This is a genomic window from Fulvivirga lutimaris, from assembly GCF_009711525.1.
Lineage (GTDB): Bacteria > Bacteroidota > Bacteroidia > Cytophagales > Cyclobacteriaceae > Fulvivirga > Fulvivirga lutimaris.
On sequence record NZ_SMLV01000409.1, the window covers coordinates 21,162 to 33,625 of the forward strand.

Genomic DNA, 12,464 nt, shown 5'->3' on the forward strand with positions numbered 1-12,464 from the left:
CCCATGCCTCTTTAATCGTTATTTTACGATAAAAGTTTCATTAACCTTAGAAATTATTTTTATAGGCCTTATACTCGTTTATTAAGCCATTTGTAGAGCTATCATGACTTTCAACCTTATTGTTACCGCTCAATTCTGGAAGAATCTTTTTGGCTAATTGCTTGCCAAGTTCAACTCCCCACTGGTCAAAACTAAAAATGTTCCAAATCACACCTTGAACAAAAATCTTGTGCTCGTACATCGCAATAAGGCTTCCTAGTGTTCTTGGAGTAAGTTTTTTAAATAAGATGGAGTTGGTAGGTCTATTGCCTTCGAATACTTTGAAAGTCTTTAAATCTTCAATTTCTGCATCAGACATTCCATCAGCCTTCAATTCTGCTTCAACTTCAGCTTCTGTTTTACCATTCATTAATGCTTCTGTCTGAGCAAAGAAGTTCGCCATCAATTTGTCATGATGATCTCCAATGGGGTTGTGGCTAATAGCCGGAGCAAGGAAATCGCAAGGAATGAGTTTAGTGCCTTGATGTATAAGTTGATAAAATGCATGTTGGCCATTTGTGCCAGGTTCACCCCAAATGATAGGGCCAGTTTGATGGTGTACATCATTTCCATTTCTATCAACAGACTTTCCGTTGCTTTCCATGTCACCTTGCTGGAAATATGCAGCAAATCGATGCATATACTGATCATAGGGTAATAGAGCATGAGCCTCGGCATTAAAGAAGTTGTTATACCAAATGCCTAATAGCGCTAGTATAACCGGAGCGTTTTTGTCAAATGATTCATTCGCAAAATGATTATCCATTTCATGTGCGCCCTCTAAAAGCTCTTTAAAGCTTTTAAAGCCTAAAGTACAAGCTATCGATAACCCAATGGCTGACCATAGCGAATAACGACCGCCAACCCAGTCCCAGAATTCGAACATGTTAGCCGTGTCTATTCCAAATTCTCCAACCGCACCAGCATTAGTTGAAATAGCCACAAAATGTTTTTTTATACCTTCTTCATTCCCACCATTTTCAAGGAACCAGCTACGAGCAGAATGAGCATTGGTCATAGTCTCCTGAGTAGTAAAAGTTTTAGACGCTATCATAAATAGCGTTGTCTCAGGGTCTACCTTTTTTAAAGTCTCTGCTATATGCGTGCCATCAACATTAGAAACGAAATATGTTTCTATATTTTGCACTTGATATGGCTTAAGTGCTTCCGTTACCATAACCGGTCCTAAGTCTGATCCACCAATACCAATATTTACAATTGATTTTATCGCTTTTCCAGTGTGCCCTTTCCAGTTGCCGGAGATAATTTGATTTGAAAACTCTTCAATTTGAGCTAAAACTCGATTAACATCAGGCATCACATCTTGTCCATCTACCAGGATAGGGGTGTTGGATGTGTTACGAAGAGCCGTATGCAAAACAGATCTACTTTCAGTTCTATTAATGGCATCACCGCCAAACATGGCACCAATGGCTTCTTTTAGATTTGTTTGTTCACAAAGCTCAAGTAGTGTTTCTATGGTCTCATCATTTATTCTGTTTTTAGAATAATCTATAATGACATCATTGAACTTGAGATGGAACTTATTATATCTGTCTGCATCCGTTTTGAAAAGCTCTCTCATATGAGTTTTACTCATATCATAATAATGAGTGGCTAATTTGCTCCATGCAGGAGTTGAAGTTGGGTCGATATTAGGAAACATAGTCTATTTGAAAAATGAAATTCAAATTTAGACAAAGAAATTATTTGAGAGAGAGTTTGTGGATAAAATGAGTGATGCGATTGATAATGAGATGCTAATAAACGAAAAAAGACAGCCAAATTGACTGTCTTTGAAGTAGTAGCGAGGAGCAGAATCGAACTGCCGACCTCAGGGTTATGAATCCTGCGCTCTAACCATCTGAGCTACCTCGCCATTAATCCGTCTGAAACGGAGCGCAAACTTACAAAGTTTGATAATTATATTCCAAAGTCTTTTTAATTTTTATTTATGTTGTCACTTTCACAAAATTAACATATCTTAAAATCAACTAAAGCGTGTGATATGAGTAAATTCCTATTTACAGGAGATTTTGAGATTAATGCATCTAAGCCGATGCTCTATCAGTACTTAAATTCTGCCAGTGGTTTATCTCAGTGGTTTGCTGATGATGTAACTATAGATGAAGATAAAGTCTACAATTTTATTTGGGATGAGGAAGATCATAGGGCCAAAATGGTATCTCATCGTACAAATCACTACGTGAAATTTGAGTTCTTACCTGAGAATGATGAAATTGAAGATGATCCGGCATACTTCGAAATACGTCTTGAATTAAATGAGCTTACTCAGTCTGTGTTTATAAAAATTACAGACTATTCTGAAATGGAAGATGTAGATGAATTATACGATTTATGGCAAGGATTAATCGATAATTTAAAAGAAACAGTCGGGGGTTGAGCTTTCTATTGTTCTTTATTTAATTTTGGTCTCCTTTTTGCTGACAAGACCGTTGAATGAAGAAATTAGATAAGTTAATACTGTCCTCGTTTCTGGGGCCATTTTTTCTGACCTTTTTAGTGGTAGTATTTATTTTACTTACCCAGCATATGCTCAAATATTTTGATGACATAGTGGGTAAGGATTTGGGTTGGGATATTCTTGGCCAGCTGCTGTTCTATTTTGCCATATTTATGACGCCCATTGCTTTGCCTTTGGCTGTCCTGCTATCGTCACTCATGACGTTTGGTAACCTTGGCGAACACTTTGAGCTTACAGCAATAAAGAGTGCTGGAATCTCACTTTTAAGAGCTTTGTTGCCCATCTTCGGGTTTGTATTACTCCTCACTGTCTTTGCCTTTTATTCCAATAACTACTTTGTACCTAAAGCAGCTTTAGAGGCTTACAGCTTGCTTTGGGATATTAAACAAAAGAAACCTGCACTGGATTTAAAACAAGGCGCCTTTTATAATGGTATTCCTGACTTTAATATTAAAGTAGATAAAAAACATGAAGATGGTAAAACCATTGAAGATATTATCATTTATGATCACAGGGGGCAGACTGGTAATAAAAAGATTACACTGGCTGACTCTGGAGCCATGTATATGATCAACAATGAGAGGTATCTTAAGCTAGAGCTGTTTAATGGTAATTTCTATTTTGAGGATTATACTGAAGCAGGAGGTAAGCCAAGAGCGCAAGAGACCATGTCAAGGAGTAGTTTCACAAGAAGTGAATATGTGCTTGACCTTTCATCATTTGGTATGGATCGTACTAATCAAAGCCTTTTTCAAGGAAATAGAATAATGCGTAACCTTAATCAGCTGGATGATGATGTAGATTCTGTAAACAACAGGATCATGGATACAAAAGTTAATGCATATAATGATTCTCATTTTGCTTTTTATTATCACTTGAGAGAAGACAGTATTGAGATGCCGAGTGAATTAGTAGCATTTAAAGAGGAAAGGGACTCTCTTGACGAAGTTAGACTTCTCTTAAAGGAACAAAAAGAAGAAGAAAAGCAAGACTCAATTCAAAAGCTTAAAGTCAGCACATCTGTTAAGAAGAATAAGAAGTCTGCTAAGAAGAGTGACGCAGAGTCGAGTAAGGCTTTGCAGAGACGTAAGGTAGCGATTGCGGCTAATAACGCTAAAAAGAACCTTAAGAATGGAAAGCTGCCAAAACTTGATGATACAAAGAAACAAAGGAAGGTTAGAAGGGATAATAAGCCAAAATACATTTATGATACTTTATCACACCTGGAAATAGTTGAATACCTTGAAAAAGATTCTTCAGACCAACTGATGAATGTTATTCAGACTTCACTTAATAACATAAGACAGACCAAAAGTAAGATACAATCGCACAATCAGTCGTTAGAGCGATATGTGTATGAGAAGAATGTATTTGATATTCAATACCATAAGATTTTGGCCAATTCTATAGCGTGTATTGTCATGTTTTTAATAGGAGCTCCGCTTGGGGCCATAATTAAAAGAGGGGGACTAGGTATGCCAGTGCTTATGTCTATTATATTCTTCATTATCTTTTATGTACTTAGTATGACGGGCGAGAAATGGGCCAAACAAGATTATCTTGATCCAATGTGGGCGATCTGGTCGGCCAATTTATTGTTGTTTCCTATTGGGTTGTTCTTTTTAAGGCAGGCAAGAAACGATGCTAGGCTATTCGAGGCTGATTTCTACAGTGTAATGATTGAGAAGTTTAATAGATGGCGTAAAAGTGGAAAATTAACCACAGAAGAAAATTCTAACTAAGTATTGTTAATTGCGATACATATTGATACTTTTGCAGCTTAATTTTTTAAAGAACAATTAACTTTTGCTAAGCATGTATTTACAGAAAGAAAAGAAAGAAGAGCTTTTTGAGAATCATGGTCGGTTAAAGTCTAAGAAAGATACAGGATCTGCTGAATCTCAAATAGCACTTTTTACCCACCGTATTCTTCACCTTACAGAGCACATGAAGAAAAATAAGAAAGACTACTCAACACAACAAGGTCTTTTGAAACTTGTGGGTAAGAGAAGAAAATTATTGAATTATCTTCACAAGACAGATATCGAGAGATATCGTGCAATTCTTGCAGAACTGAAATTAAGAAAGTAATTAAAAAGGGAACCTAAAGGGTTCCCTTTTTTCTGTTTATTACTATTTTAGTTCGGCAAGCCAACAGAAAATTTTTACAACAATAAATTATATATGCAAATTATTAACAAGACAATTAACCTACCTGATGGGAGAACCATCACCATTGAAACTGGAAAATTAGCGAAGCAAGCTGATGGTTCAGTGGTAGTACGAATGGGAGATACTATGCTCCTTGCTACAGTGGTGGCCAATAAAGAGGCCAAAGAAGGTGTAGATTTTTTACCATTATCAGTTGATTATCAAGAGAAGTTCGCTTCTACAGGTAAAATACCTGGTGGCTTTCTTAAAAGGGAAAGCAGACTTTCTGATTATGAGATATTGATTAGCAGATTAGTTGATAGAGCAATCCGCCCGATGTTCCCAAGTGATTATCATGCTGATATTCAAATCATGCTGTCGCTAATTTCTGGAGATGAAGAATCTTTACCAGATGCATTAGCAGCATTGGCGGCATCATCTGCATTAGCAGTGTCTGATATTCCATTTAATGGACCAATATCGGAGGCACGTGTGGCTAGAGTAAAAGGCGAGTGGTTGGTTAACCCAACTAAGTCTCAAAAGGAAGAAGCCGACATGGATATGATCGTTGCAGCGAGCATCGACAATATCTTAATGGTAGAAGGAGAGATGAAAGAAGCCTCTGAAGACGATATGCTTGAAGCTATTAAAATAGCCCATGAAGCTATCAAAGAACAGTGCAAGGTTCAAATAGAACTAGAAAAAGAAGCTGGTAAAACAGAGAAGAGAGAATATTCTCATGAGTCTTCTGACGAAGTGCTTAAAGAGAAAATGCAATCTGAATTATACGATAAAGCTTATGAGATAGCAGCAAGACAGACTGCTGATAAAAGTGTTAGATCTGAATCATTCTCAGCTTTAAAGCAGGAATTTATTGACAGCTTACCTGAAGAGCATGAGTATGATGCCACTTTGATAGGACCATATTTCAAGTCTATACAGAAAGAGGCATGTAGAAATCTTGTTTTAAATGAAAATAAAAGACTAGATGGAAGAAAGTTGAATGAAATCAGACCAATTTGGTCAGAGGTTGATTATTTGCCAAATGCGCATGGTTCTGCTGTGTTCACACGTGGTGAAACACAATCATTAACTTCTGTAACACTTGGTACTAAGATGGATGAGCAATTGATTGATGGCGCCATGTACTCAGGAACTAATAAATTTATGCTTCACTATAACTTCCCAGGTTTTTCTACTGGAGAAGTAAGACCTAACAGAGGTCCAGGTAGAAGAGAAGTGGGTCATGGTAACTTAGCATGGAGAGCCATTAAGGGAATGCTTCCAGAAGAAAATCCATACACTATACGTGTTGTTTCTGATATATTAGAATCTAATGGTTCTTCTTCAATGGCAACTGTTTGTGCAGGTTCATTAGCATTAATGGATGCAGGTATTCAGATTAAAACTCCTGTTTCTGGTATAGCTATGGGTATGATCTCTGATGGAAAGAATCATGCAATATTGTCTGATATATTAGGTGATGAAGATCATCTTGGTGATATGGACTTTAAAGTAACTGGTACTGAAGCCGGTATTACAGCTACTCAGATGGATATAAAAGTCGATGGACTTTCTTATGATGTATTGAAGCAAGCATTAGAACAAGCTAGAGAAGGTAGACTTCATATTCTAAATGAAATGAAGAAAACATTGGCTCAGCCTAATGCCGATCTTAAGCCAAAAGCACCAAGATCTGTTGTCCTTAAAATAGATAAAGAGCTTATTGGTGCAGTAATCGGGCCTGGCGGTAAAGTGATTCAGCAAATCCAGAAAGATACTGGAGCTACTGTAGTTATCGAAGAGGTTGATAACCATGGAGTTGTAAGCATCTTTGCTGTTAATAAGGATGCCATGGACGGTGCATTAGCTAAAGTTAGAGCCATTGTGGCTATGCCTGAAGTAGGTGAGACTTATGAAGGTGTGGTTAAATCAATCATGCCGTTTGGAGCTTTCGTTGAGTTTATGCCTGGTAAAGACGGTCTACTACACATCTCAGAAATTAAGTGGGAACGTGTAGAGAAAATGGATGGCGTTATGGAAGTTGGAGAGAAAGTGCAGGTTAAGCTTGTTGAAGTAGATAAGAAGACAGGTAAATACAGACTTTCAAGAAAAGTACTTCTTCCTAAACCAGAGAAAAAAGAAGAAGGCGCTAATTAAATTTTCTACAAATCTTGCCATTTGGCTGTTAATTCTTTAAAATCGTTGTTGGTCAGTACGAACTAACGATTACATTGAATGAGGCAGCTTAAGATCAGTAAGCAGATTACCAATAGGGAGAGCCAGTCTCTTGATAAGTATCTGCAGGAAATTGGCAAGGTAGATTTGTTGACACCCGATGAAGAGGTGGAACTGGCACAACGAATCAGGGAAGGAGATCAGTTAGCACTGGAAAAACTGACCAAAGCAAATCTTAGATTTGTGGTATCAGTTGCAAAGCAATATCAAAACCAAGGTTTGTCTCTCGGAGATTTAATCAACGAAGGCAACCTTGGTTTAATAAAAGCCGCTCAACGTTTTGATGAAACAAGAGGCTTCAAATTCATTTCTTATGCTGTATGGTGGATTCGTCAGTCAATCCTACAAGCTTTAGCAGAACAATCAAGAATAGTAAGATTACCATTGAACCGTGTTGGTTCATTAAATAAAATTTCAAAGACCTTTTCCGAGCTTGAACAAAAATTTGAGCGAGAACCATCACCTGATGAGTTAGCTGAAGTTTTGGAAGTAACTACTGCTGAAGTGGTAGATACAATGAAAATTTCGGGCAGACACGTCTCCATGGATGCGCCATTTATTAGTGGTGAAGAAAATAGTCTTTTAGATGTTCTTGAAAACGATTTAGAAGAAAAGCCTGATTCGGAGTTGATGAATGACTCTTTGAGGCGTGAGGTGCAAAGAGCCTTATCTACCTTGACACAGAGAGAGTCGGATGTAATCTCATTGTATTTCGGTTTGAATGGTGAGCACTCCATGACATTAGAGGAAATAGGAGAGAAGTTCAGTTTAACGCGTGAAAGGGTGCGTCAAATCAAGGAAAAAGCAATTAGAAGGTTGAGACATACATCTAGAAGTAAAGCTTTAAAACCCTATTTAGGATAACTATTAAAGGATAGAGTAATATGATAAGGTCTCGTTGAAAAATGAGACCTTATTTTTTTAATTTTGCTCAGCCAGATAAAAACAGAATAATTGTATTTCTCTACAACTATTTTGGAGCGTTTGGGGTTAATTGATTTAAAATATACTTACTGAAAATGACTGAAGAAAAAGTAAAAGTGTTGATTATTGGTTCAGGTCCTGCAGGCTATACTGCAGCTATTTATGCATCAAGAGCTGGGTTGAATCCTGTGCTTGTAACTGGGGGTGAGCCTGGTGGTCAATTGACTACTACCAATGATGTTGAAAATTTTCCTGGTTATCCTGATGGAATCAATGGACCTCAAATGATGATGGATCTACAAAAGCAGGCAGAAAGGTTTGGAACAGATGTTAGATATGGTTTAGTAACATCAGTAGATTTTTCTGGGTATCCACACAAAGCAATAGTAGATGAGAAACATGAAATTACTGCAGAGGCTGTGATTATTTCTACTGGAGCAAGTGCTAAATATTTAGGGCTTGATTCAGAGAAAGAATATTATAATAAGGGAGTTTCTGCATGTGCAGTATGTGATGGCTTCTTCTATAAAGGTAAAAATGTAGCCTTAGTTGGTGGAGGTGATACTGCTGCTGAAGAGGCAACTTACTTAGCTAACCTTTGCCCTAAGGTATATATGATTGTGAGAAGGGATGAATTAAGAGCATCTAAAATCATGCAGCAGCGTGTATTAAATACGCCTAACATTGAAGTGTTATGGAATACCGAGACAGAAGAGATTTTAGGAGACGGTGATTCAGTGACAGGAGCAAGGGTTGTAAACAACCAAACTGGTGAAAAAAGAGAGATTGACGTTGCAGGGTTCTTTGTTGCGATTGGTCATTCACCAAATACTGCTATTTTTAAAGACTATTTAGAAATGGATGAAACTGGATATCTAAAAGTTGTTCCGGGGACTTCGAAGACTAATGTAGAAGGTGTTTTTGTTACAGGTGATGCTGCAGATAAAGTTTATCGCCAAGCTGTAACAGCCGCAGGTACGGGATGTATGGGAGCGTTGGATGCGGAACGATTTTTGCAATCAAGAGAGCTTGAAACTGTATAAAAATAAAACCATGAAAAAAACATTCCTTAATATCATGATGGCTGCACCGTTAGCCATTCTTTTAGCTTGTTCATCAAGCAAAACGGTTACCAGAGTTGATGCTAATTCTCAAATCGACCTTAGTGGAAGATGGAACGATACCGATTCGCGATTAGTGGCTGAAGAGATGGTGAAAGATGGATTGAGCAGGCCCTGGGTTACTGACTTTATCGAGGAGAATGGAAAGAAGCCAACAGTTATAGTCGGAATCATAAGGAATAAGAGCAGTGAACATATCAATTCTGAGACATTCACTAATGATATTGAACGTGAATTTATTAATGCTGGTAGAGTAAGAGTAGTACAAGGTGGAGAAGAAAGAGAAGAGCTAAGAAGAGAGAGGGCAGATCAGCAGGAATTTGCATCTGCTGAGACCACAAAAAAATGGGGTATGGAGCGTGGTGCAGATTTCATTCTTCAAGGTACCATTAACTCGATAACTGACGCTAACAGCAAAGAAAAACTTGTTTATTATCAAACTGATCTGGAGCTTACTCATCTGGAAACAAATGAGAAGGTTTGGATTGGAAGTAAGAAAATTAAGAAAGTCATCGATTAAACCTTTTGGTTGATGTTTAAAAATAAAAGTGCCGCTTTGCGGCACTCCTTTTTTCTACCCCTTATATTCTTGCTGGGGTGCGCTACTTTTTACCAAAAGAATATTGTATTCCAGGACTATTTTGCTCAAGGCAAGATGGAAGAGGCTAATAATCAGCTAGATAAGAATAAAAAGCTTGCAAAAGGCAATAACAAGCTGCTATACAACTTACAAAAAGGGGTGGTATTGCAAATGATGGGTGAATATGAAGAGAGCAATGACTTTTTTGAGCAGGCGTACTATTTCACTGAAGACTATCGTAAAAATTACTCTTTAGAAGCCTTAAGCTATCTTACCAATTCAACGGTTAAACCATATGTTGGTGAAGATCATGAAAAAGTACTCATGCATTATTTTAAGGCGATAAATTATCTCAAGCTTAATCAACTTGATGAGGCCCTTGTCGAATGCCGTAGGATAAATATCAAACTGAATGAACTTAATGATAGGTATGCAAATCGAAAGAATCGATATGATATTGATCCTTTTGCTCACAATTTAATGGGTATTGTGTACGAGGCCTCAGGTGAGGTAAATGATGCTTTTATAGCTTACCGCAATGCCTATGAAGCATATCAAAAGACGTCAGACTTTTTCAATGTATCTGTACCTGATCAATTGAAAAAGGATCTGTTAAGGACGGCCTACCTAAATGGGTTTAATGATGAATTAAGAAAATTTGAATCTGAATTTTCCACAAAGTATGAGCATAAACCTTCTAAAAAGGGAGAAATGGTTTTCTTTTGGCACAATGGTTTAGGGCCTGTTAAGAGTGAGTGGTCGATCAATTTCTTTGTTGTAAAGGGACAAGGTGGAATAGTGAATTTTGAAAACAAGGAATACGGGATGACCTTTCCATTTCCCGTACCTACAGATTCAGATGGTAAGAGTCAGTTGGGGGATTTAAAAATTGTACGAGTAACATTTCCAAAATATGTAGATCGACTGCCTTATTTCCATTCTGCGAAAATTGAATTAGGAGCAAAACAATATAATTTGGAAAAAGCTCAGGACATTTCTTCAATTGCATTTGTAACGTTAGAAGACAGAATGGTTAGAGAGTTCGCCAATTCTCTTATCAGGTTGGCTGTAAAGCAGGCCGCTGAATATGCTGCTAGGCAGGAAAACGAAAATATGGGGGCCTTACTGTCTATAGTTAATGCATTTACTGAAAAAGCAGATACTAGAAACTGGCAGACACTGCCACACGATATATCGTATAGTAGAGTACCTTTAGAAGAAGGAAAGAACGAGTTTAAATTAGTAACTAAAAGTCATTCAAAGGATAATGCTTCATATGACTTTGTAGTGGATGGTTCTTCAGGACGAACAGTCTTTCAAGTGTTTAGTAGTCTGGAGTCATCGCCACCGAGTAGTTTATATTAAAGAATCAATTATGAAATTAGATATATTGGCTTTTGCGGCACACCCTGATGATACAGAATTAGCCTGTGCTGGAATTCTGGCAACACATATAAAAAAAGGATATAAAGTGGGAGTTATTGACCTAACAAGAGGGGAGTTAGGTACGAGAGGAACTGCTGAAATTAGGGACAAAGAGGCTAGAAAATCTGCTGAGTTGCTAGGTCTTTCTGTACGTGAGAACCTGGGACTGGAAGATGGCTTTTTTAGAAATAGCAAAGAAAACCAACTTACATTAGTTCAGGCCATACGTAAATACCAGCCTGATGTAGTTTTACTAAATGCTCCTACTGACCGGCATCCTGATCATGGAAGAGCTGCTCAATTAGAGCTGGATGCATGTTTTGTTGCAGGGCTTGCTAAAGTAGAGGTCTCTGATAATGAAGGGGAGAGCCTAAAAGCATGGAGGCCAAAATATGCCTATCATTACATTCAAAGCAATTTACTGATGCCTGATATTGTTATTGATGTCAGTGACTCATGGGAATTGAAAATGGATGCGATCAGATGCTTTGCCTCACAATTCTATGATCCAAACAGTAATGAGCCCGAAACATTTATCTCTTCTCCAGAATTTATGAAACTCATTGAGGCCAGAGGTAAAGAGTTTGGTCACTCAATCGGTGCAGAATATGGAGAAGGTCTGATTAAAACCAAAATGCTTGGTGCCTCAGACCTCTTTGATTTGAAATAGTCTACTGAACAGCTTTAACGGTATATCCTTTACTTCTTAACTGTGCTATTACACCGTGCTCATCGGCTAAATGTGAAACACCCAACAAGTAAAATGTTGAGGCTTGTTTGCTGTAGCTTTCCATTTTAGGAATCCAGGCATTGTTTCTCTGGTTGATAAAATATTCTACGAAGTTTTCGTCATTTTCAATAGGGTGTAGTGTATACTCTAAGGACTGATGTAGATTCCCATCTTTATAAAAATCTACTAGTTTTTTATAGTCAGCAACCTGCTCGTCAAAATTGTCAATAGTATGTTTTAAAGCATTGGTTTGCGACTCCAATGTCATTTTTTCAAGCATGGCAATTTCCTTTTCAATACTTTCCAAAGAAACAGTCACGAGCCCCATGGAATGTGCTTTAGAAGTTAATTCAAGCTCATAGAACTTGATATTTTCTCCAAGTGCCAACCGAGTCATTGTTGTTGAAAGCATAACTGGTTTAAACTTGCTATAAACCATATTAAATTTGAATTCAGAAACGTCAAGCTTGGTCGTAAATATGGATTTTAAATTTTTGTAATAGTCTTCACCAATAAACTCATCTATAGACTGATGATGTTCTAAATGAGCAGCCTTATTCATTTCATGTCTTGAATGATGATCAAGACCTGTTTCAGTTGCTATAACTTTACATTTTTTCAATGCTGCTTCTGCATTTGCAGGAAAATAGTATTTATCAGCAGGTATAAACTTCAAAATTCCAAAAATGTAAGAAGGCTCTTCAAGTCCATTCCCTGATACTTCCCAAAGCAATGCATTGGTATCGGTTTGTGCTTTGATGCTTAGTGCTG

Annotated in this window: 11 protein-coding genes and 1 tRNA gene; 9 read left to right on the plus strand and 3 right to left on the minus strand. The window is 37.5% G+C overall.

What is annotated here, in order from left to right; translation table 11 throughout:
• Positions 1-46: 46 nt before the first annotated feature.
• Positions 47-1,705, minus strand: coding sequence for a glucose-6-phosphate isomerase (gene pgi, locus E1140_RS14915; protein ID WP_155185482.1), 1,659 nt, complete (start codon positions 1,703-1,705; stop codon positions 47-49).
• Between the two features lie 139 nt (positions 1,706-1,844).
• Positions 1,845-1,918, minus strand: a tRNA-Met gene (locus E1140_RS14920).
• Between the two features lie 129 nt (positions 1,919-2,047).
• On the opposite strand from E1140_RS14920, the gene E1140_RS14925 reads away from it, so the two are divergent.
• The 9 genes from E1140_RS14925 to bshB1 all read left to right on the plus strand — a co-directional run bounded on the left by E1140_RS14925 (position 2,048) and on the right by bshB1 (position 11,633).
• A complete protein-coding gene (locus E1140_RS14925) occupies positions 2,048-2,443 on the plus strand; it encodes an START-like domain-containing protein (protein ID WP_185153613.1) in 396 nt (131 codons plus the stop codon).
• Positions 2,444-2,499: 56 nt separating this feature from the next.
• A complete protein-coding gene (locus E1140_RS14930; protein WP_155185485.1) occupies positions 2,500-4,266 on the plus strand; it encodes an LptF/LptG family permease in 1,767 nt (588 codons plus the stop codon).
• Between the two features lie 73 nt (positions 4,267-4,339).
• Positions 4,340-4,615: a 30S ribosomal protein S15 gene (gene rpsO / locus E1140_RS14935; protein WP_155185488.1), complete on the plus strand. Its 276-nt coding sequence runs from the start codon at positions 4,340-4,342 to the stop codon at positions 4,613-4,615.
• A gap of 93 nt (positions 4,616-4,708) precedes the next feature.
• Complete coding sequence (gene pnp / locus E1140_RS14940) at positions 4,709-6,835, plus strand: polyribonucleotide nucleotidyltransferase (protein WP_155185491.1); 2,127 nt, start codon at positions 4,709-4,711, stop codon at positions 6,833-6,835.
• Between the two features lie 78 nt (positions 6,836-6,913).
• The gene (locus E1140_RS14945) at positions 6,914-7,777 is read left to right on the plus strand and encodes a sigma-70 family RNA polymerase sigma factor (protein ID WP_155185494.1); all 864 of its coding nucleotides are present in this window, start codon (positions 6,914-6,916) and stop codon (positions 7,775-7,777) included.
• 155 nt (positions 7,778-7,932) lie between these two features.
• Positions 7,933-8,880, plus strand: a complete 948-nt coding sequence (gene trxB, locus E1140_RS14950) for a thioredoxin-disulfide reductase (protein WP_155185497.1) — start codon at positions 7,933-7,935, stop codon at positions 8,878-8,880.
• Between the two features lie 10 nt (positions 8,881-8,890).
• Positions 8,891-9,478 (plus strand): penicillin-binding protein activator LpoB, encoded by a 588-nt coding sequence (locus tag E1140_RS14955; protein ID WP_155185500.1) that lies wholly within the window; start codon positions 8,891-8,893, stop codon positions 9,476-9,478.
• A 12-nt stretch (positions 9,479-9,490) separates the two neighbouring features.
• The gene (locus tag E1140_RS14960) at positions 9,491-10,903 is read left to right on the plus strand and encodes a COG3014 family protein (RefSeq protein WP_155185503.1); all 1,413 of its coding nucleotides are present in this window, start codon (positions 9,491-9,493) and stop codon (positions 10,901-10,903) included.
• A 10-nt stretch (positions 10,904-10,913) separates the two neighbouring features.
• The gene (gene bshB1 / locus E1140_RS14965) at positions 10,914-11,633 is read left to right on the plus strand and encodes a bacillithiol biosynthesis deacetylase BshB1 (protein ID WP_155185506.1); all 720 of its coding nucleotides are present in this window, start codon (positions 10,914-10,916) and stop codon (positions 11,631-11,633) included.
• A 1-nt stretch (position 11,634) separates the two neighbouring features.
• Here bshB1 and E1140_RS14970 read toward each other — a convergent pair.
• On the minus strand, positions 11,635-12,464 hold an 830-nt coding region (locus E1140_RS14970; protein WP_155185509.1), incomplete at its 5' end, for a TraB/GumN family protein.